The organism is Kribbella sp. NPDC055110, assembly GCF_053607525.1.
In genome coordinates, this window is sequence record NZ_JBSGTS010000048.1 from 1 (window position 1) to 19909 (window position 19909).

The following is a 19909-nucleotide window of genomic DNA, read 5'->3' on the forward strand; positions in this document are numbered from 1 at the left end:
GGCCAGGGTGGTCTGCCACCCCAGAGTTCGCGTGCGACTAACCGAGCACAGCCCGGTGGCAACCTGAAGGACACTTCAAGGCCTTGCAGCTGTCGACAGGGCATCGACGCCGTGTCACGAGAGTGTCGCCCAGGGTTCATGGACGGTGAGGAACCTTCGAGATGTGCGAATCGTGATGGTGGCCGAGACCTTCCTGCCGCAGATCAATGGCGTGGCGAACACGGCTCGCCACGTCGCCGACCGGCTGCGTGCCCGCGGGCACGAACTGCTGATCATCGCTCCCGGCCCGGGCCCCGACAGCTACGGTGACGTCCCGGTGCTGCGGGCGCGGAGCTTCCGTACGCCGGGTTACAAGGAGTACCCGGTCGGTCTGCCGGATCCGTCGATCGAACGGGCGATGGCCGACTTCCGGCCCGACCTGGTGCATCTCGCCTCGCCGTTCATCATCGGCGCGTATGGACTACGTGCCGCCCGCAAGCTCGGCGTACCGACGGTGGCGATCTTCCAGACCGACATCGCCGGCTTCGCCCGCCAGTACCCCTGGTACGCCGCCGCGGACCGCGGGATCTGGCGCTGGGTCAGCCGCACGCACTCCCGCGCCGACCGCACCCTCGCGCCCTCGACCTCGGCCGTCGACGCGCTGGTGCAGCGCGGCGTACCGCGGGTGTACCGGTGGGGCCGCGGCGTGAACCTCGACCTGTTCGACCCGTCGAACCGGGACGAGCAGTGGCGGCGGGAGATCTCCCCGGACGGCAAACCGATCGTCGGGTACGTCGGCCGGCTGGCGGCCGAGAAGAAGGTACGGCGGCTCGCGGAGCTGACCGACCTGGACTGCCGGATCGTGATCGTCGGCGACGGCCCGGACCGCTCCGCGCTGGAGCACGCGTTGCCGACGGCAACGTTCCTCGGGATGCGCCGGGGCGCCGACCTGGCGTCGATCTTCGCCGGGCTGGACGTGTTCGTGCACACCGGTGAACACGAGACGTTCTGCCAGACGATCCAGGAGGCGCAGGCCTCCGGCGTTGCGACCGTCGGCCCGGCCGCGGGCGGCCCGCTGGACCTGATCCACCCGGGCGAGAACGGCCTGCTGTTCGAGCCCGGCCAACCCGGATCGCTGCGAGACGCGGTGAAGACCCTGCTGGACCACCCGACGGCCCGCGGACGGATGGCCGCGAGCGGCCTGCAGCGCGTGCAGTCGCGCACCTGGCCGGCCGTCGTCGACGACCTCGTCGACAACCACTACGCCGAAGTACTCCGCGACGCCGCCGCCGTACGGCGGGTCGCATGAGTGGACTACGGATCGCCCAACTCGCCAACTTCGTGGGGCCGACGTCCGGTGGGATGCGGACCGCGATCGAGCACATCGGCCAGGGGTACGTCGAGGCCGGCGCCGAGCGGATCGTGATCACGCCGGGTGAGAAGGACTCCGTGGTCGAGACCGAGCTGGGCACGATCGTCCGGGTCAAGGCGCCGAAGGTGAGCGGCGGCTACCGGCTGATCACGACGCCGTGGACCGTGATCGACGTACTGAAGCGGTTCCGGCCGACCACGGTCGAGATCTCCGACAAGTCGACGCTGTTGCCAGTCGCGCGCTGGGCCCGCAAGAACGACATCGGCACGGTCCTGTTCAGCCACGAGCGGCTGGACGCGATGCTGGCGCTCGGCGCGGCCCGCCCGGGTCAGCTCGGCGGGAACGACGTACTGCGCCCCGGCCGGATGCTCGGCGAACGTCCGGTGAAGTGGGGCGCCGACGGGGTCAAGTACAGCCAGCTCGGCATGATCGCCACCGTCGCCGCGCTCTACAAGATCCTCGGCCGCACGTACGACGCCGTCGTAGTCACCTCGCGCTACGCGGCCGCCGAGTTCGACGAGGTGACGACGCCGCTCGTCCGGATCCCGCTCGGGGTCGACCTCGACACCTTCCACCCGTCGCTGGGTGCACCTTTGAACGACGGGGTACTGAAGCTCGTGCACGCCGGCAGGCTCTCCCGCGAGAAGAGCCCGCACCTCGCGGTCGCGACCGCCGCCGAACTGCACCGCCGCGGCGTGAACGTGCGGATGGACGTCTACGGCACCGGACCGCACCTCGACGAGCTGATCGAGGTCGCCGGGGACGCGCCCGTCACCTTCCACGGGTACGTCGACGGCCGCCGTACCCTCGCCAAGCACCTCGCCGAGGCCGACATCGCCCTGTCCGTCTGCCCCGGCGAAACCTTCGGCCTGGCCGTCCTCGAGGCACTCGCCGCCGGCACGCCGGTAGTCACGGCCAACACCGGCGGCGCCCGGGAACTCGTCGACGAAACCTGCGGCAGCTGGGCCCCCGCCAACCCCGCAGCCCTCGCCGACGCCACCCTCGCCCTCGCCCAACTCCCCAACCGCCGCCCCGCCGCCCGCCACCGAGCCGAGCTCTACCACTGGCAAACCTGCATCACCCACATGCTCGCCCTCCACACCCGCCTCACCCATTCCCGCCTCGCCGCCTAGGACCCGCCCGTCCCAAACCGGTTCGGGGCGGGCCGCACCCCACAACGGGCAGGACATCCTCCCCAAACTGGTTCGGGGCGGGCCACACCCCATAACAGGCAGGACATCCTCCCCAAACTGGTTCGGGGCGGGCCACACCCCACAACGGGTGGGAGATGCTCCCCGGACAGCCCGCCAGGCTCTCCCCAAACCGGTTTGGGGAGAGTGGTAGGGGCTACCTACGTGAGGTGGTCGTAGTCGCCTCGGGTCCAGGCGGCGTGGCGGTCGGCGGAGCGGCGTACTACGGACTTGGCGTCTGTGGGGATTACTGAGCCGAAGTTGTTGTAGAGGCGGTCGTAGGTGAAGGGGTCGAGGGAGCGGCTTACTCGGTCGACCACCGCACCGGACAGTGGGATGCGGTTCGGGTAGCTGCGCATGAAGCTGACCGAGGTGCGGTCTGGGTTGGCGAAAATGGTGTCGCCGGACAGAATGACTCCCTTGCCCTCGGCACCGTTCGCCCAGTGCACGACCGCGCTGCCGGGGAAGTGGCCGCCGGGCTGGATGACGGTCACTCCGGGTAGCGGCGTGAGCCGCCCGGACCAGGGCTGGATCACCGCGTCCGGGCGCGCGACCCATTCCTTGTCGGCCTCCGAGACATACACCGGTACGTCGCCGAGGCGGTGGCTCCACTCCACCTGGACGCCGTACATGTGCGGGTGGCTGGCGATGATCCCGACCACGTCGCCGAGTTCCCGGATCCGGCGTACGGCGTCGTCGTCCAGGTACCCGATCGGGTCCCAGAGCAGGTTGCCCTCGGACGTTGTCACCAGCATCGACTGCTGGCCGATCCCCACCGGCGGCTTCGAGCGGACGCCGTACAGGCCGGGCTCGACCTCGTCGACGGTGACCTCGGTGCCGGCCGCGGACAGCTCCTCGAGCGTGGTCCAGTGCTGCCCGTCGGCGGGCACCCACTGCCGCTCGTCGGCGCAGATCGCGCACACCTCGACCTGCTCCGCGTGCTCGACCGCGCAGGTCGCACAGATCCAGAAACTCACCGTAGTTCTCCCCTTCGATTCCGATGTGCCGTCAGCCAAAGCGTTCAAGCGCAGTTGAAGTCAAGTGCATCGGAGGCGCACCGTCGAGGGCCACTGCGGGCCCTGATCCTTGGGCCACTACGCGACCGATCTCACATCTGTCAGGACATTTCGGGGCTGATCGCGGGACTAGCATCGAACCGGCTTGGTTTTCTCCGGGCCGAGTGACGTTCGATCGGAGGACGGTTTGCCCAGCAAACCAGCCGGCACGCTGTACCGCGGCCGGGAGGGCATGTGGTCATGGGTCGCGCACCGGATCACCGGTGTCGGGATCTTCTTCTTCCTGCTGGTGCACGTGCTGGACACCGCACTGGTGCGGGTCTCCCCGGAGGCCTACAACGAGGTCATCGGCACCTACAAGAACCCGGTCGTCGGCCTGCTCGAGGTCGGTCTGGTCGCGGCGATCCTGTTCCACGCGTTCAACGGCGTACGGCTGATCCTGGTGGACTTCTGGGCCAAGGGCCCGCGCTACCAGCGGCAGCTGATGATCGGCGTCGGCGTGCTCTGGGTGGTGCTGTTCGTGCCGTTCGTCATCCGGCATCTGACCCACGTGTTCGGAGGCTGAGATGAGCGAGATCGCGGCACCGCGCAGCAGCTCCCGGGCCCGCAGGCTGAAGGGCGGCGGCCGGAACCGGTCCGGGCAGACCAACTTCGAGCTGTACAGCTGGCTGTTCATGCGGCTGTCCGGGCTCGCCCTCGTCATCCTGGTGCTCGGGCACCTGTTCGTGAACCTGATGCTCGGCGGCGGGATCACCGCGCTGGACTTCGGCTTCGTGGCCGGCAAGTGGGCCAACCCGCTGTGGCAGGTCTGGGACCTGCTGATGCTGTGGCTGGCGATGCTGCACGGCACCAACGGGCTGCGCACGATCGTCAACGACTACGCCGAGAAGGACCAGACCCGGTTCTGGCTCAAGGCCCTGCTGATCACCGCATCGATCGTAATCGTCGTCCTGGGCACGCTGGTCATCTTCACCTTCGACCCCTGCCTCGACCCGAACAGCACCCTCCAGGTCTGCAAGTAAGGAAGTTATGCAGCAGCATCAGTACGACGTCATCATCGTCGGCGCGGGCGGCGCGGGGATGCGCGCGGCCCTCGAGTCGAGCAACCGGACCCGTACCGCCGTACTCACCAAGCTGTACCCGACCCGTTCGCACACCGGCGCCGCCCAGGGCGGTATGTGTGCCGCGCTGGCGAACGTCGAGGAGGACAACTGGGAGTGGCACACCTTCGACACGGTCAAGGGTGGCGACTTCCTGGTCGACCAGGACGCGGCCGAGGTGATGTGCCGCGAGGCCGTCGACGCGGTCCTCGACCTGGAGAAGATGGGCCTGCCGTTCAACCGGACCGCCGAGGGCAAGATCGACCAGCGGTTCTTCGGCGGTCACACCCGCAACCACGGTGAGGCCGTCGTACGCCGATCCTGCTTCGCGGCCGACCGTACCGGTCACATGATCCTGCAGACGCTGTACCAGCAGTGCATCAAGCAGAACGTGGAGTTCTTCAACGAGTACTACGTTCTCGACCTGCTGATGACGAACGGCAAGGCGAGCGGCGTGGTCGCCTACGAGCTGGCCACCGGCGAGCTGCACGTGTTCTCCGCGAAGTCGGTGATCTTCGCGTCCGGCGGTTTCGGCAAGGTCTTCCGTACGACGTCCAACGCGCACACCCTCACCGGTGATGGCATGGGCATCGTGTGGCGCAAGGGCCTGCCGCTGGAGGACATGGAGTTCTTCCAGTTCCACCCGACCGGCCTGGCGGGTCTCGGCGTACTGCTGTCCGAGGCCGCTCGTGGTGAGGGCGGCATCCTGCGGAACAAGGACAACGAACGCTTCATGGAGCGGTACGCGCCGACCGTGAAGGACCTGGCGCCGCGGGACATGGTCGCCCGCGCGATGGCGAACGAGGTCCGCGAGGGCCGCGGCTGCGGTCCGGACGGCGCGTACGTGATGCTCGACCTGACCCACCTGGAGCCCGCGCACATCGACGCGAAGCTCCCGGACATCACCGAGTTCGCGCGCACCTACCTGGGCGTGGAGCCGTACACCGAGCAGATCCCGGTGTTCCCGACCGCGCACTACGCGATGGGCGGCATCCCGACGAACATCAAGGGGGAGGCGCTGGCCAACAACGAGGACGTGATCCCGGGCCTGTACGCCGCCGGCGAGGTCGCCTGCGTCTCGGTGCACGGTGCGAACCGCCTGGGTACCAACTCGCTGCTCGACATCAACGTGTTCGGCCGCCGGGCCGGGATCGCCGCCGCCGAGTACGCCGCGACGGCCGAGTTCGAGGAACTGCCTTCCGAGCCGGAAAAGTACGTCGTGGAGCTCGTCGAGGGCCTGCGTACGTCGACCGGCGAGGAGCGGATCGCCGCGATCCGGTCCGACCTGCAGGCGACGATGGACCTGAACGCGCAGGTGTACCGCACGGAGGGCTCGCTGAAGCAGGCGCTCGTCGACATCGAGGCGCTGAAGCTTCGCTTTGCAAGCGTCGGCGTCCAGGACAAGGGCAAGCGGTTCAACACCGATCTGCTCGAGGCGGTCGAGCTGGGCTTCCTGATCGACCTGGCCGAGGTGCTCGTGGTAGGCGCGCTCGCGCGCAAGGAGTCCCGCGGCGGGCACTTCCGCGAGGACTACGCCACCCGCGACGACGTCAACTTCATGCGGCACACGATGGCGTACCGCGAGGTCGATGCCGACGGCAACGAGACGATCCGGCTCGACTACAAGCCGGTCGTGCAGACCCGCTACAAGCCGATGGAGCGCAAGTACTGATGGACGTCAAGGTCAAGATCCTCCGGTACAACCCCGAGGTCCTGGACGAGGCCGAGTGGAAGACGTACTCCGTCACGCTGCAGCCGACCGACCGGGTCCTGGACGCGCTGCACAAGATCAAGTGGGAGCAGGACGGCACGCTGACGTTCCGGCGGTCCTGCGCGCACGGGGTCTGCGGCTCGGACGCGATGCGGATCAACGGCCGCAACCGGCTGGCCTGCAAGACGCTGATCAAGGACCTGAACCCGGACAAGGAGATCACCGTCGAGCCGATCAAGGGCCTCGCGGTGCTCAAGGACCTGGTCGTCGACATGGATCCGTTCTTCGAGGCGTACCGCTCGGTGATGCCGTTCCTGGTCACCAGCGGTCACGAGCCGACCCGGGAGCGGATCCAGTCGCAGGCCGACCGGGACCGGTTCGACGACACCACGAAGTGCATCCTGTGCGCTGCGTGTACGACGTCCTGCCCGGTGTTCTGGTCCGACGGGCAGTACTTCGGTCCGCAGGCGATCGTCGGCGCGCACCGGTTCATCTTCGACAGCCGTGACGAGGGCACCGAGCAGCGGCTGGAGATCCTGAACGACAAGGAAGGCGTCTGGCGCTGCCGGACCACCTTCAACTGCACCGACGCCTGCCCCCGCGGCATCGAGGTCACCAAGGCGATCCAGGAAGTGAAGCGCGCACTCATCTTCCGCCGGGTGTGAGCGTGCGCCCTCTTTCGCATAAGATTCCACCGCCGACCTGACCCCCTCGCGGGGACACCTGCGCCTTGGGGGGTGACTGTGGAGCCGCGCCTGCGCGAGTTGTCCGACCGCTACTACCGCCGCCTGGTAGAGCTGTTGGAGCGCTGTGGCCTACCCCGCGGCATGCCGCCGTTCCTCGTCCTCGGGGTGCTCGCGGCCACGACGTCGATCGTGCTCGCGATGGTGCACCTGACCTCTCACCGGTCGCAGACGGACCCTCCGATCGCCATCGAGCCGGCCGCCGCGGGGCGGTCCGGCAGCGCGGTGGTGAATTCCGAGCGCGCGCAGGTGCTGTCGATCACGATGGTCACCCGGAACCGCTGGGCGGCGGGCTGGTCGGACTGCACCAGCGGCCCGAACTGCAGGTTCGCCGCGGTGATCGACCGGGACGGCTCCCGCGCCACCGCCCCCGAGTGGCCGGTCCCGTACGCGACGCTGCAGGCGGGCAAGGAGGCGATCGCGGTCGCCCCGCCGCTCGAGGGCACGCTGACCGGTGACGCGACGATGATGTTCCGGCTGACGTACGACGGCCCGGTGCTCACCAAGCTCCGGTACCGGCTGCCCACTTCGACGTTCCAGAAGGACGAGATCCTCACCGACCGGATCGTGCCGGGCTCGATCGTCGTGGTGAACCCGGAGGAGTCGACGGTCCGGATGCTCCGGACCCGCGGCACCCGGTCCCCGGTCTGCGACGAGTCCGGCCGCTGCTGGATGCTGACCGGGATCGGCCGCACCGACGTCGTCTGGACCGACGACGGCGGTCGCACCTGGGGTTCACGGTCGCTCGACAGCCACAACCAGCTCGGCCGGCTCGCCATCAGCCCGGACGGCCGCACGCTGCTGTCGACCGCGGTCACCGTCGGCGCCACCGGCCAGACCGTCTCGAAGCTGCAGATCTCCACCGACCGCGGCGCGAACTGGACGACGGTCGAGAACCCGCCGAAGAGCCTGGCCGTGTCGCCGCTCGCCTTCGACGACGGCACCGCGCTGATCCTCGGCGGCCGCCCCGGCGACCGCCCGCGCCTGTACCGGGTCCGCGACGGCGCCGCCACACTGGACCGCGGCTACCCCGGCGACCTCGCCGACCTGTCCGGCGACGCACAGCTCATGTACGGCTCCGAGGTCCCGAAACGCCGTACCACCGAGGTAGTCCTCAGCACCGACCAAGGCGCCACCTGGACCAAGTTCGCCCCGCGCTAGTGGTCCTGCTTCTGAAGTCCGTGACATAAATTGTTGGTAGGCGGTGCGCCCAGCATTAGCGCCGCCAACGCCTCCCCAAACCGGTCTGGGGAGCAAAACCCACCCGAACCAGCCTGTAACACTCCCCATTCGGAGCGGGTCGACCCGCGGATCGCATCTTTGAGAACCCACCGACCATTCTCGCGGCCCGATGATGGTCGGTGGCTTCTCAAAGATGGAGCCCGCGGCCGATTCCGGTGGTTTGGGGAGTGTTGCAGGCTGATTTGGGTGGGTATGGCTCCCCACACCGGTTTGGGGAGGCTCGAGCGCCGCGAATTCCTGGGCGTGCGTCTGGCCCCGCCCGAACTTATGGCACGAACGTCCGACTCAGGACACTAGTGGTGCTTGACGGCGCCCTTCAACGCTTTGTCGACGGCGTTCTTCGGGCCGTAGAAGGCGATGCCGACCAGGTCGAGTTCTTGGGTGCGGACGGCCTTCACCGCGGCGCGGTTGTCGTGGTCGTTGCCGGTGGCAAAGAGATCCTGGGTGAACACCGAGTGCTCGATCTCCCGGCTCAGCGCGCGTTCGTGGGCGGTCGTCATGAACTCCTTCGACCCCTCGAACACCATCACCGGCTGCCGGAACATCGGCAGATACCGAACACCGTCCGCGTCCTCGTACGGCTCCCCGACCACCTCAGGATGCGTCCCGGCGATCCCACTGACCAAGAACGCAGTCACATTCAACCGCTGCCAAACCGCCAGATCGTCCCGCAACAACACAGCAATCTTCGTATCAAACTTTTCCACAAGCCCAATGCTCACGCCCAGCACCGGCATCGGTCTTGTACGTTTTTAACAGTACGGCGGGTTCGAGGTGACTGCTGTGCAGACCCGGAGGAACAGGTTGAACATCCGGTAGAGCTGGAGCATGTCTGCGTCGACCGTCACGGTGCGGTCGTCGCGGCGGGTTACGCCGGGGATTGCGGTGAGGTGGGACGCGACCGAGGCGGACTGCCAGCGGACGGCCAGGGTTCGCGGGCCGGCCGGGGTGTCCGGCTTGGTGAGGCTGCTGAGCGCCTGCGCGGTGGTCGACTCGATCGACTCGCGGGCCTCCCCGACCGGGACGAGTTGCGCGGCGAAGCGGTCTTTGGCGAATTTGACCGGGACGATCGCGACCGCGGGATCCCACGCCTTCATCTCGTCACATGCGGTGTCGTCCCCGGTCAGGAGCGCGAGCGGTACGCCGTACGCCGCGGCGGCCGCGTGGAACAGGCCGATCTCGCCGGTGAGCTGGTCGTCCAGCCAGATGTCCTCGATCTCGTGGCCCATGAAGCTGTGACTCAGGACCCCGAGTACGCCGGCGCGGGCGTGGTAGCCGATGCAGAGTACGGCGTCGTACTCCGGGGTCAGGCCCTCGATCATGCCCATCGGCTTCGGGCGGCCCTTGATCAGGGCGGCGCGCGGGTCGAGGAGGTCGGGCAGCAGGTTGCGCATCGGGCCGTGGGCGTCGTTCACCAGGACCTCGGTCGCGCCGGCGGCGTACGCACCGCGGACGGCGGCGTTCACGTCCTCGGTCATCAGCACCCGGCCGCGCTCGTAGTCCCGTCCCGGCGGCTGCACGTCCTCCGCGTCGACGACCCCGGTGACGCCTTCCATGTCCGCACTCACGTAGACCTTCACACGCAAAGCGTATGTTTCAGCTATGAGCGGCGGCGCCACGGTCCGGGCGTGGCGGCCTCGGCTGGCCGGGGTCGTCGAGGTGTTGCATGCGCACTTCCCGTCGCACGCGTACCCGAGCCACACGCACGACGCGTGGACCGTGTTGATCGTCGACGAAGGTGCGGTGCGCTACGACCTGGACCGCCACGAGCACGGTCTCGCGCAGGCGCAAGTCTCGCTCCTCCCGCCGCATGTCCCGCACGACGGCCGCTCGGTGCGGCCGGAGGGGTTCCGTAAGCGGGTCCTCTATCTCGAGCCCGATCGGCTTGGTGAAGGTCTGATCGGCGCCGCGGTCGACCATCCGGAGTACGTCGACCCGCTGCTGCGGCACCGGATCCACCAGTTGCACGGCGTACTGGAAGACGGTGTGGAGGACCTGGAGGCCCAGAGCCGGTTGACGCTCATCGAGGAGCGCCTGGGGCAGCACCTGCGGCGGCAAGTGGTCGACCCACCGGACCGGTCCGACGCGGGCGTTGCCGCGCAGCTGCGCGATCTGCTGGACGCGCACGTGCCGGACGGGATCACACTCGATGATGCGTCGAAGCTGGTGCATGCGCATCCGGCCCATCTGGTACGGGCGTTCAGCCGGGAGTACGGGATGCCGCCGCACCGGTACCTGACCGGGCGGCGGGTCGATCTGGCCCGGCGGTACCTGCTCGACGGGCGCCCGACCGCCGAGGTCGCGACACTGGCTGGGTTCTACGACCAGTCGCACCTCAACCGGCACTTCCGGAAACTGCTCGGGGTCACACCGGCGAGTTTTGTGCGGTCTTAGAGGCCTTGTACGCGCGGACTCCCCAGGTGCCGAGCAGCGCCGCGATCAGCAGGTTCACGATGATCAGGACGGTGTGCGCGACGTAGTACCCGGTCGGGCGGTTCTCGGTGTCCACGAGCGCCTTGATGAAGCGCAGGTAGGTGATGACGTTCCAGGCGGCGATGGCCAGCAGGACGAAGGCGTGCTTGCGTTGTAGCTTCACTCACCCATTCTGACTCGGGCGGTCGACCGTCCTCAGCAGCTGGGTGCGGTTGGCGACTCCGAAGCGGCGGTACAGGCGGGTCAGCTGCGACTCCACGGCCTTCACCGACAGGTACAACGCCGCCGCGATCTCGCGGTTCGTGGAGCCGTCGCGGACCATCGAGACGATCTGCTGCTCGTTGTCGGTCAGCTCCGACGGCTGCCGGCTTCGGCTCGGTACGTCGAGACGCGCGAGCTCCATCTCCGCGACCTCGCGCCAGGCGGGAGCGCCGTACGCCTCGAACTGCTCGATCGCGTCCAGGAACGCGGTCCGGGCGACCGACCGGCGACGGGCCTGCCGGGCGATCCGGCCGCGGGCCAGCTCGCAACGCGCGAGATCGAGCGGGTAGACCCGGTCCCCCGCCGTACCGACTGTCTTCTCCAACAGCTCCAGGGCAGCGGCCGGGTCACCGTGCTTGGCGACCAGCAGCGCCTCGGCGCGATCCAGGCCGAGCTTCACCACGCGCCGGTCCAGGTTCTCGGCGCGGGTGCGGATCTCGGCGATCAGGTCGGCCGCGTCGTCCAGCCGGCCGGCCGCGACCAGGGCCTCGGCGTAGTCCGCGTGCCACGGGATCACCGCCGGGTCGTACGGCATCGCGGCCTCGCCCGACCCCGCGATCGCGTCGAACGCCTCGACGGCCCGCTGCGGGTCGCCGGTCAGTACGCCGATCAGCCCGAGACTGACCAGCGCCGGGCCGGTCCATTCGTCGTTCCCGACCAGGCGGACGGCGTCCAGCGCGGCCTCGGCGAGCTGCCGACCCATGGCCGCCGACCCGCCGACCCACTCCGCGCGGCTGGCGACAACCATGCCGACCTCGGCCTCGTCCCCGATGTCCTGCATCAGCTGATAACACTCGTGTCCGGCGGCCAACGCGTCGGCGCCGCGGCCGCTGCGCTCGTAGATCGCCGTCGCGGAGATCAGTACGGACGCCAGCCAGCGCATCGCGCCGTGGTCGCGCACCTCGTCGGCCAACGCGGTGATCGCGGTGATCGCCTCACCGGTCCGGCCGCGGAACAGCTCCCGCATCGCGGCCATCTGGCGGGCGTTCACCACGCTCCTGGTGAGCGGCAAGCCCTTGGCCAGCTCGGCAGCCTGCTCCAGCACGGCGTCCGAGGTCTCGTCGGCGTCCCGGGCCATCAGCACCGAACTCGCCGCGCTCAGGGCGTCGACGACCGCCTCGGTGTCACCGGCCTCGCGCGCCAGCGCCTCGGCGATCCGCGCGTCCTCCTGCGCCTCGTCCAGGCTGCGATCGAAGTAGTGGCTGTGGCTGCGCTCGATCCGCACCCGCGCCTCGAACCGCTTATTGCCCTCGGCCGCCGCGAACGCCTCCGCGAGCAGCTCGACCCGGCGGTCCCGCTCCGGCCAGACCGCGTCGGCACACAGCAGCAGCGCGGGGACCCTGGTTTCGGGCGTTGTCGCTGCCTGTACGGCGAGCTGCGCCATGTCGGCCGACTCCGCCAGGTGACCAGCGGCCGCGGCGTCGTCGGCGGCCCTGGTGAGGCGGCGGGCGCGTTCGTTCGGGTGGGTGCTCGGTGTCCGGTCCGCGCTCAGCCGCCACAGGTTCGCGGCGGCGCCAGGCGCTCCACGACCGGCGGCAACCGTGGCGGCCTCCTCGATCGTCGCGGCCAGCTCCGGATCGGCCTCTTGGGTGGCGAGGGCGCGATGGGTCGCGTTCTCCACCGGTTCGTCGACCACGGCGGCCAGTTTGGCGTGCGCCTGACGACGGGCGGCCGACGTTGCCTCGGCGTACACGAACTCCCTCAGCAGGGGGTGCGTGAAGCGGAGCCGCTCGGCCGAGACATCGATCAGTCCGAGGGTCTCCGCCTCGGCGAGGTCGGCGTCGATCGAGCGGTCGAGGGAGCCGGCCAGCTGCGTCGTGGTCGGGCGCGGCGACGACGCGGCGTGCAGGAGCAGCTCGTGGGTGTCGGTGGACAGGTCGGCGAGACGCTCACCGAGCAGGGTCTTGAGGCGGCTGGAGACCGGGAGCGGGTCGTTGGGCGAGACACTCTTCGGATGCCGCAGTACGGCGCGACCGAGCTCGAGGGCCATGAACGGGTTGCCGGCGCTCGCGGTGAAGATGCGGCGCGCTGTCCGGACCGGGAGCGGGCTCGACAGGCGCTGCCGGAGCAGGCCGAGTACGTCGGGCTCCGTGAGCGGCGGGACCTCGAGCTGCAGGACGGGCTCGGGGCAGGCGTTGGCCATCACCGGCAGGTCGCCGTCGGCCACCTGCTCGGTGGCGAGCAGGTGCACGCCCTCGGACAGCCGGCGAGCACAGAACGTGAGCACCTCGAGGCTGGACGGGTCCACCCATTGGATGTCGTCGACCACGATCAGTACGGGGCCGGTCGTGGCGAGGCGGCGGAGAACGTGCAGTACGGCGAGGCGCACGGCCAGCTCGTCACGCACCGTATCCGGGGCGCTCGCCTTCAGCAGCGCGACCTCGAGCGGCTGGCGGAGGTGGTCCGGGAGCACCTGCCAGGCGAATTCGAGCTGGTTGGAGAGCAGGTCGAGGAGCGTGACGTACGGCAGGCCGGCCTCGGAGTTGGACGGTGCGGCGCTGAGGATCCGGCAGCCTTTCCGGCCACGCTCCGCGACGAGCGCCCGCCCGAGGGCCGACTTGCCGATACCGGTCGGGCCGTAGAGCAGCACGCTGCCGCTGGTCTCGAGCTGCTTGGTAGCACGCTCGACCAGTCCGGCTCGCCCGACCAGCTCGTCGTCAGTCATCCAACTCCTCGAAGGATTACCCTCGCCGATTATCACAGCCCAGGGCAGCTCGACACGGCGAGTGTCACATGAGGAAATGTGCTGGCCACCATCCTGACACCCCTGACTGCCCAGTTCCGAGCAGTCACGACGGCACGATCGTGCCGGGGCACCGGATGGTCTTTCGACGACTTTGGGCCCCCACCAACCGTTTCGCGACCGCGAAAACGGTTGGTGGGGGCCCAAAGAGGGGTCAGATCGACTCTAGGTCGCGTTCGATGGCGGCCAACTCCGCTTCGGTGCCTTGGACCTTGGGGCCGGTGAACCAGCGGCGGGCGGACAGGAACCAGTACGCCGCCGCGAAGCCGAGGACGACCAGTACGGCGATCGGCGTGTAGTTGAAGGTGCTACCAGTGACCGGGCTGACCTGCGGCAACATGAACAGGATCGTGATGAACGCGACCCAGACGATCGCGACGATGCCGATCGGGCGGCTCCAGCGGCCGAGGTGCCACGGGCCGGGCTGGAAGCTCTTGCCCTGCAGCAACCGCAGCAGGGTGGGGAGCACGTAGGCGATGTACAGGCCGATCACCGCGATCGACGTGACAGCGGCGTACGCCGTCGCGTTCCAGAGGTACGGCAGACCGAGGAGGAACGCCCCGCCCGCGGCCAGCCAGATCGCGTTCGTCGGCGTCCTGGTCTTGCCGTTGATCTTGTGCCAGAACTTCGACCCCGGCAGCGCCCCGTCCCGGGAGAACGCGTAGATCATCCGCGAGTTCGCGGTCACCGACGACATCCCGCAGAACAACTGCGCGCCGATCACGACCAGCAGCAGGATCTTGGCCAGCCCCGCCCCGACCGCGTCGATGAAGATCTGGGCCGGCGGTACGCCGATATCTCCCTTGAGGGCACCGTCGTAGCTCTGGATCGCGAAGGTCAGACCGATCAGCAGCACCCACCCGGCGGCCAGCGAGACGAGGATCGACATCACGATGCCGCGCGGACCCGACCGGGCCGCGTCGTGCGTCTCCTCGGTCATGTGCGCGGAAGCGTCGTACCCGGTGAAGGTGTACTGCGCCAGCAGCAGGCCGAGCAGCGCGACGTAGAAGGTGGAGCCCCAGCCGGTGTTGTTGACGAAGTGACCGAACACGAAACCGGCCGACTGGTGCTTGTCCGGCACGATCACGAGCGCGCCGACGATGAAGACCACACCGACGATGTGCCACCACACGCTGATGTCGTTGAGCCTGGCAACGAGCTTCACACCGAACGAGTTCAGCAACCCGTGCACCAGCAGGATGATCCCGAACAGCAGGATCGTGTGGCCGGGCGTCGTACTGAAGCCGAACTGCAGGTCCAGGAACGCGTTCAGGAAGAACGCGGCGCCGAAGTCGATACCGGCCGTCACCGCGACCTGGCCGAGGAAGTTGAACCACCCGGTGAACCAGGACCACGCGGCGCCGTTGGACGGCGCGAGTTTGGCGGACCAGTAGTACAGCCCGCCGGCGGTCGGGAAGCTCGAGCAGACCTCCGCCATCGCGAGGCCGACGAACAACGTCATCAGGCCGACGAACGGCCAGCCCCACACGATCAGCACCGGGCCGCCGGTATTCATCCCGAACCCGTACAGGGTCAGGCAGCCGGACAGGATCGAGATGATCGTGAAGGACACCGCGAAGTTCGAGAACCCGGACATCGTCCGGGACAGCTCCTGGGCATAGCCCAACTGATGCAGTCGTTTCTCGTCGTCGGTCATCGGGGCGGCGGACTCGTCTTTGCTCATTGCGGGGCCTCCTAGACACAGCGCCTCAATGGTCTCCCCCCAGACCTTTAGGTAATTGAGGCACCCCGGTCAGGCACTGTCAAGGGAAACTGCACGCGTTGACATCCCGACCGAGACTTGAGTCAATGGACTGGAAACAGACCAATAGAGCTCCGGGAGTGGCCGTGTTGAGTGTGGAGGAGTTGCGCAGGCTGGTCGACGCCGGCGAGATCGACACGGTGCTGGTGGCGATCACGGATATGCAGGGGCGGCTGCAGGGCAAGCGATGCGGTGCGCGGTACTTCGTGGAGGAGGTGCTGAAGCACGGGACCGAGGGCTGCAACTACCTGCTCGCGGTCGACGTCGACATGAACACCGTCGACGGCTACGCGATGTCATCGTGGGAGCGCGGGTACGGCGACATGGTGATGGCGCCCGACCTGGACACGCTCCGTCTTGTCCCGTGGCTCGAGGGCACGGCGCTCGTGTTGTGCGACGTACAGTGGCTGGACGGTACGCCGGTGATCGCCTCGCCGCGGCAGGTGTTGCGGGCCCAGCTGGATCGCCTGCCGCAGCGGGGACTCAGGGCGTACGTCGGGACCGAGCTCGAGTTCATCGTCTTCGACGACACCTACGAAACCGCGTGGAACAAGCGGTATCTCGGCCTCACCGCGTCGAACCAGTACAACGTCGACTACTCCCTCGTCGGCACCTCCCGGATCGAGCCGCTGCTGCGCGACATCCGCAACGGCATGACCGGCGCCGGCCTGTACGTCGAGTCCGCGAAGGGCGAGTGCAACTTCGGCCAGCACGAAATCGCTTTCCGCTACGACGAGGCGCTCGCGACCTGCGACAACCACTCGATCTACAAGACCGGCGCGAAAGAGATCGCCTCCAAGCACGGCAAGAGCCTCACGTTCATGGCGAAGTACGACGAACGCGAGGGCAACTCGTGCCACATCCACCTGAGCTTCCGCGCCGACGACGGCGACCCGGTGCTCGCGGGTGACGGCGACCACGGGTTCTCCCGGCTGATGGAACAGTTCATCGCCGGCCAGCTCGCCTGCCTGTCCGAGTTCACGTACCTGCTGGCGCCGAACATCAACTCCTACAAGCGTTTCGTCCGCGGCAGCTTCGCGCCGACCGCGATCGCCTGGGGTCTCGACAACCGCACCTGCTCGCTGCGCGTGGTCGGCCACGGCGACTCACTCCGCGTCGAGAACCGCCTCCCCGGCGGCGACGTGAACCCGTACCTCGCGGTCGCCGCGATCATCGCCTCCGGCCTGCACGGCATCGAGAACGAGCTGGAACTCGAGCCGCTGCTGGAGGGCAACGCGTACGAGTCTGACAAGGAGCACGTCCCGGCCACGCTCCGCGAAGCCGCCGCGCTCTTCACCGGTTCGAAGATCGCCCGTACGGCGTTCGGCGACGAGATGGTCGACCACTACAGCAACGCCGCACGCGTCGAGCTCGATGCGTACGATGCCGCCGTCACCGACTGGGAGCGGGTCCGTGGGTTCGAACGCCTCTAGACGCCCGCGCATCGGGATCACGACGTACCTGGAGCCGGCGACGTGGGGGATCTGGAACCGGGAGGCCGCGCTCGTCCCGCGGGTCTATCTGGATGCGGTGGTAGCGGCCGGAGGGGTGCCGCTGCTACTGCCGCCGGTCGGTACGGATCCGTCCGTCCTGGACATCCTCGACGGACTCGTGGTCGCCGGCGGGTGCGACGTCGATCCCGCGTCCTACCAGGCGACTCCGCACCCGGAAACCGTCGACACCCGGCCTGGCCGCGACGACCACGAGGCAATACTCATCCGCGCCGCCTTGGACCGTGATGTGCCGTTGCTCGCGATCTGCCGCGGCCTGCAGATGCTGAACGTGACGCTCGGCGGCACGCTGCACCAGCACCTGCCGGATGTCGTCGCCCACGACGCGCATCGGCCGGAACCGGCGACCTTCGGCACCGTCGAGGTGAAGACCGAGCCCGGTACCCTCACCGCGCGGATCCTCGGCGAACGCGCCGACGGCAGCTGCTACCACCACCAGGCGCTCGACGTCGTCGCACCGGGATTGAAGGTCACCGCCCGCGCGGGCGACGGAACGGTCGAGGCGGCCGAGGTGGAAGGCCACGACTTCGCACTCGGGGTCCAGTGGCATCCGGAGGAGAACCCCGAGGACCTGCGGCTGTTCACCGCACTGATCAGGAGCACCTCATGACGTATGACGTGATCAATCCGGCCACCGAGAAGGTGATCCGGACGATCTCGCTTGCCACTCAGGACGAGGCGGACGCCGCGATCGCCCGGGCCGCGAAGGCCTTCGAGACCTGGCGGGACGTGACGCCCGCCGATCGCGGGCGGCTGCTGCGGCGCTTCGCCGACGCGGTCGACGCCGACCTGGAGAACCTGGCCGCGCTGGAGGTCGAGAACGCCGGCCACACGATCGGCAACGCGCGCTGGGAAGCCGGCAACGTCCGGGACGTGCTCACCTACTACTCGGCCGCCCCGGAACGCCTTTTCGGAAAACAGATTCCGGTTGCCGGCGGCATCGATATTACGTTCCAGGAACCGCTCGGCGTGGTCGGCGTGATCGTTCCGTGGAACTTTCCGATGCCGATCGCCGGCTGGGGTTTCGCGCCTGCGCTGGCGGCCGGAAACACCGTTGTCCTGAAGCCCGCCGAGCTGACTCCGTTGACCGCTCTGCGCCTCGGCGAGCTGGCCCTGGAGGCCGGTCTGCCGCCCGGTGTCTTCGAGGTCGTGCCCGGTAAGGGAACCGTTGTCGGAAACCGTTTCGTCACGCATTCCGCGGTCCGGAAAATCGTCTTCACCGGCTCGACCACGGTCGGCAAGCAGATCATGGCCGGCTGCGCGGACCAGGTGAAACGGGTGACGCTCGAGCTGGGCGGCAAGTCGGCGAACATCGTCTTCGCCGACGCGGATCTGGAGAAGGCCGCCGCGCAGGCGCCGTACGGCGTGTTCGACAACGCGGGGCAGGACTGCTGCGCGCGGTCCAGGATCCTCGTCGAGCGTTCGGCGTACGACCGGTTCCTGGAGCTGCTCGAGCCGGCGGTGAAGAACTTCAAGGTCGGCGACCCGAGCGATCCGGCGACCGAGATGGGGCCGTTGATCTCCGCGGGACAGCGCGAGCAGGTCGCGTCGTACGTCGAGAACCCCGCGTTCCAAGGGACTGCGCCGAGCGGGCCTGGGTTCTGGTTCCCGCCGACGGTGCTGGCTCCCGCTCCCGACCGGGCCCTGCGCGAGGAGATCTTCGGGCCGGTGGTCGCCGTGGTTCCGTTCGAGGACGAGGCCGACGCGCTGCGGATCGCGAACGACAGCGAGTACGGGCTGTCCGGCTCGATCTGGACCCGCGACGTCGGCCGGGCGCTGCGGGTCAGTCGCGGCGTCGAGGCCGGGAACCTCTCGGTGAACTCGAACTCGTCGGTGCGGTACTCGACACCGTTCGGCGGTTACAAGCAGTCCGGCCTCGGCCGGGAGCTCGGACCGGACGCGCTGGCCGCGTTCACCGAGACCAAGAACATCTTCATCAGCACGGAGGACTGAATGACTGTGGACCTGGGTGGCAAGGCTCATCGGCTCGAGGGCCGGGTCGCGGTGGTGACCGGTGGCGCGAGCGGGATCGGTCTGGCCACGGTACGGCGGCTCGCGGCGGAGGGGGCGCACGTCGTGATCGGCGACCTCGACCCGGCCGCGGGCAAGGACGCCGCGGACGAGGTCGGCGGGCTGTTCGTGCCGACCGACGTCACCGACCCGGCCGCGGTCGAGAACCTGTTCAAGCAGGCCTTCGACACGTACGGCGCCGTGGACATCGCGTTCAACAACGCCGGCATCTCACCGCCCGACGACGCGTCGATCCTGGACACCGGGCTGGAGGCGTGGCGGAGGGTCCAGGAGGTCAACCTGACGTCGGTCTACCTGTGCTGCAAGGCCGCGATCCCCTACATGCAACGGCAAGGTCGCGGGTCGATCATCAACACCGCGTCGTTCGTCGCCGTGATGGGCGCGGCGACCTCGCAGATCTCGTACTCCGCCTCGAAGGGCGGCGTACTGGCGATGAGCCGCGAGCTGGGCGTCGAGTTCGCACGGCAGGGCATCCGGGTGAACGCGCTGTGCCCGGGCCCGGTGAACACCCCGCTGCTCACCGAACTGTTCGCAAAGGACCCCGAGCGGGCCGAGCGCCGGCTGGTCCACGTCCCGATGGGCCGCTTCGGCGAGCCGGAGGAGATCGCCGCCGCGGTCGCGTTCCTGGCCAGCGACGACTCCTCCTTCATCACCGCCAACACGTTCCTCGTCGACGGGGGAATCTCGGGCGCTTATGTAACACCGATCTAGGCCCTGCCCGGCAACCCCACGCCGTCGCGAGCAGGTGCTCGGTGCGGTGCATCGGCGTGCGGGAGCGAAGGTCTCGATGCGGAGCATCGTGGCCTTTGCTCCCG

The 19909-nt window shown here is 68.6% G+C and carries 18 protein-coding genes; 12 read left to right on the top strand and 6 right to left on the bottom strand.

The features are described from left to right. Positions 1-163 precede the first annotated feature (163 nt). Positions 164-1288, top strand: coding sequence for a glycosyltransferase family 4 protein (locus tag ACWF0M_RS36975; protein ID WP_452240427.1), 1125 nt, complete (start codon positions 164-166; stop codon positions 1286-1288). Next, positions 1285-2484, top strand: coding sequence for a glycosyltransferase (locus tag ACWF0M_RS36980; RefSeq protein WP_452240428.1), 1200 nt, complete (start codon positions 1285-1287; stop codon positions 2482-2484). Before ACWF0M_RS36975 ends, ACWF0M_RS36980 begins: the two co-directional genes overlap by 4 nt. A gap of 218 nt (positions 2485-2702) precedes the next feature. On the opposite strand, the gene ACWF0M_RS36985 is transcribed toward ACWF0M_RS36980, so the two are convergent. Then, entirely contained in the window at positions 2703-3518 is an 816-nt protein-coding gene (locus tag ACWF0M_RS36985; protein WP_452240429.1) for an MBL fold metallo-hydrolase, read from the bottom strand. A 226-nt stretch (positions 3519-3744) separates the two neighbouring features. Here ACWF0M_RS36985 and sdhC point away from each other — a divergent pair, with 226 nt between their 5' ends. The 5 genes from sdhC to ACWF0M_RS37010 all read left to right on the top strand — a co-directional run bounded on the left by sdhC (position 3745) and on the right by ACWF0M_RS37010 (position 8272). After that, complete coding sequence (gene sdhC, locus ACWF0M_RS36990; protein WP_167217322.1) at positions 3745-4122, top strand: succinate dehydrogenase, cytochrome b556 subunit; 378 nt, start codon at positions 3745-3747, stop codon at positions 4120-4122. A gap of 1 nt (position 4123) precedes the next feature. After that, positions 4124-4579: a succinate dehydrogenase hydrophobic membrane anchor subunit gene (locus tag ACWF0M_RS36995; RefSeq protein WP_452240430.1), complete on the top strand. Its 456-nt coding sequence runs from the start codon at positions 4124-4126 to the stop codon at positions 4577-4579. Positions 4580-4586: 7 nt separating this feature from the next. Continuing rightward, the gene (sdhA, locus tag ACWF0M_RS37000) at positions 4587-6329 is read left to right on the top strand and encodes a succinate dehydrogenase flavoprotein subunit (protein WP_452240431.1); all 1743 of its coding nucleotides are present in this window, start codon (positions 4587-4589) and stop codon (positions 6327-6329) included. Then, a complete protein-coding gene (locus ACWF0M_RS37005; protein WP_452240432.1) occupies positions 6329-7033 on the top strand; it encodes a succinate dehydrogenase iron-sulfur subunit in 705 nt (234 codons plus the stop codon). Before sdhA ends, ACWF0M_RS37005 begins: the two co-directional genes overlap by 1 nt. Before the next feature lie 72 nt (positions 7034-7105). Then, positions 7106-8272, top strand: coding sequence for a WD40/YVTN/BNR-like repeat-containing protein (locus tag ACWF0M_RS37010; RefSeq protein ID WP_452240433.1), 1167 nt, complete (start codon positions 7106-7108; stop codon positions 8270-8272). Positions 8273-8646: 374 nt separating this feature from the next. Here the strand turns inward: ACWF0M_RS37010 and ACWF0M_RS37015 are convergent, their stop codons facing one another. After that, on the bottom strand, positions 8647-8991 hold the full coding sequence (locus ACWF0M_RS37015) for a DUF2000 family protein (RefSeq protein WP_452240434.1): 345 nt from the start codon (positions 8989-8991) through the stop codon (positions 8647-8649). A gap of 114 nt (positions 8992-9105) precedes the next feature. Then, complete coding sequence (locus ACWF0M_RS37020) at positions 9106-9933, bottom strand: M55 family metallopeptidase (protein ID WP_452240435.1); 828 nt, start codon at positions 9931-9933, stop codon at positions 9106-9108. A gap of 22 nt (positions 9934-9955) precedes the next feature. On the opposite strand from ACWF0M_RS37020, the gene ACWF0M_RS37025 reads away from it, so the two are divergent. Further along, complete coding sequence (locus ACWF0M_RS37025) at positions 9956-10747, top strand: AraC family transcriptional regulator (RefSeq protein WP_452240436.1); 792 nt, start codon at positions 9956-9958, stop codon at positions 10745-10747. Here ACWF0M_RS37025 and ACWF0M_RS37030 read toward each other — a convergent pair. From ACWF0M_RS37030 to ACWF0M_RS37040, 3 genes are all read right to left on the bottom strand, one after another. Continuing rightward, positions 10719-10949 carry an SCO4848 family membrane protein gene (locus ACWF0M_RS37030; RefSeq protein ID WP_452240437.1) on the bottom strand — a complete coding sequence of 77 codons (231 nt, stop codon included), beginning with the start codon at positions 10947-10949 and terminating at the stop codon, positions 10719-10721. The two genes, ACWF0M_RS37025 and ACWF0M_RS37030, sit on opposite strands and share 29 nt — an antisense overlap. Then, positions 10950-13712, bottom strand: coding sequence for an AAA family ATPase (locus ACWF0M_RS37035; RefSeq protein ID WP_452240438.1), 2763 nt, complete (start codon positions 13710-13712; stop codon positions 10950-10952). A gap of 232 nt (positions 13713-13944) precedes the next feature. Then, the gene (locus ACWF0M_RS37040) at positions 13945-15474 is read right to left on the bottom strand and encodes an amino acid permease (protein WP_452240439.1); all 1530 of its coding nucleotides are present in this window, start codon (positions 15472-15474) and stop codon (positions 13945-13947) included. Positions 15475-15638: 164 nt separating this feature from the next. Here ACWF0M_RS37040 and ACWF0M_RS37045 point away from each other — a divergent pair, with 164 nt between their 5' ends. The 4 genes from ACWF0M_RS37045 to ACWF0M_RS37060 are packed head-to-tail and all read left to right on the top strand — an operon-like array spanning position 15639 to position 19805. Further along, positions 15639-16985 (top strand): glutamine synthetase family protein, encoded by a 1347-nt coding sequence (locus ACWF0M_RS37045; RefSeq protein WP_452240440.1) that lies wholly within the window; start codon positions 15639-15641, stop codon positions 16983-16985. Further along, positions 16966-17673: a gamma-glutamyl-gamma-aminobutyrate hydrolase family protein gene (locus ACWF0M_RS37050; protein ID WP_452240441.1), complete on the top strand. Its 708-nt coding sequence runs from the start codon at positions 16966-16968 to the stop codon at positions 17671-17673. Before ACWF0M_RS37045 ends, ACWF0M_RS37050 begins: the two co-directional genes overlap by 20 nt. Continuing rightward, entirely contained in the window at positions 17670-19016 is a 1347-nt protein-coding gene (locus ACWF0M_RS37055; RefSeq protein WP_452240442.1) for an aldehyde dehydrogenase family protein, read from the top strand. Before ACWF0M_RS37050 ends, ACWF0M_RS37055 begins: the two co-directional genes overlap by 4 nt. After that, entirely contained in the window at positions 19017-19805 is a 789-nt protein-coding gene (locus ACWF0M_RS37060) for a 3-oxoacyl-ACP reductase (protein ID WP_452240443.1), read from the top strand. It abuts the gene before it with no gap. Positions 19806-19909 lie beyond the last annotated feature (104 nt).

Bases quoted from the DNA above. Each gene is read 5' to 3' on its own strand.
- ACWF0M_RS37025 (WP_452240436.1), top strand. From the start codon at position 9,956: ATGAGCGGCGGCGCCACGGTCCGGGCGTGGCGGCCTCGGCTGGCCGGG.
- ACWF0M_RS37055 (WP_452240442.1), top strand. From the start codon at position 17,670: ATGACGTATGACGTGATCAATCCGGCCACCGAGAAGGTGATCCGGACG.
- ACWF0M_RS37005 (WP_452240432.1), top strand. From the start codon at position 6,329: ATGGACGTCAAGGTCAAGATCCTCCGGTACAACCCCGAGGTCCTGGAC.
- ACWF0M_RS37040 (WP_452240439.1), bottom strand. From the start codon at position 15,474: ATGAGCAAAGACGAGTCCGCCGCCCCGATGACCGACGACGAGAAACGA.
- ACWF0M_RS36995 (WP_452240430.1), top strand. From the start codon at position 4,124: ATGAGCGAGATCGCGGCACCGCGCAGCAGCTCCCGGGCCCGCAGGCTG.
- sdhA (WP_452240431.1), top strand. From the start codon at position 4,587: ATGCAGCAGCATCAGTACGACGTCATCATCGTCGGCGCGGGCGGCGCG.
- ACWF0M_RS36980 (WP_452240428.1), top strand. From the start codon at position 1,285: ATGAGTGGACTACGGATCGCCCAACTCGCCAACTTCGTGGGGCCGACG.
- ACWF0M_RS37035 (WP_452240438.1), bottom strand. From the start codon at position 13,712: ATGACTGACGACGAGCTGGTCGGGCGAGCCGGACTGGTCGAGCGTGCT.
- ACWF0M_RS37060 (WP_452240443.1), top strand. From the start codon at position 19,017: ATGACTGTGGACCTGGGTGGCAAGGCTCATCGGCTCGAGGGCCGGGTC.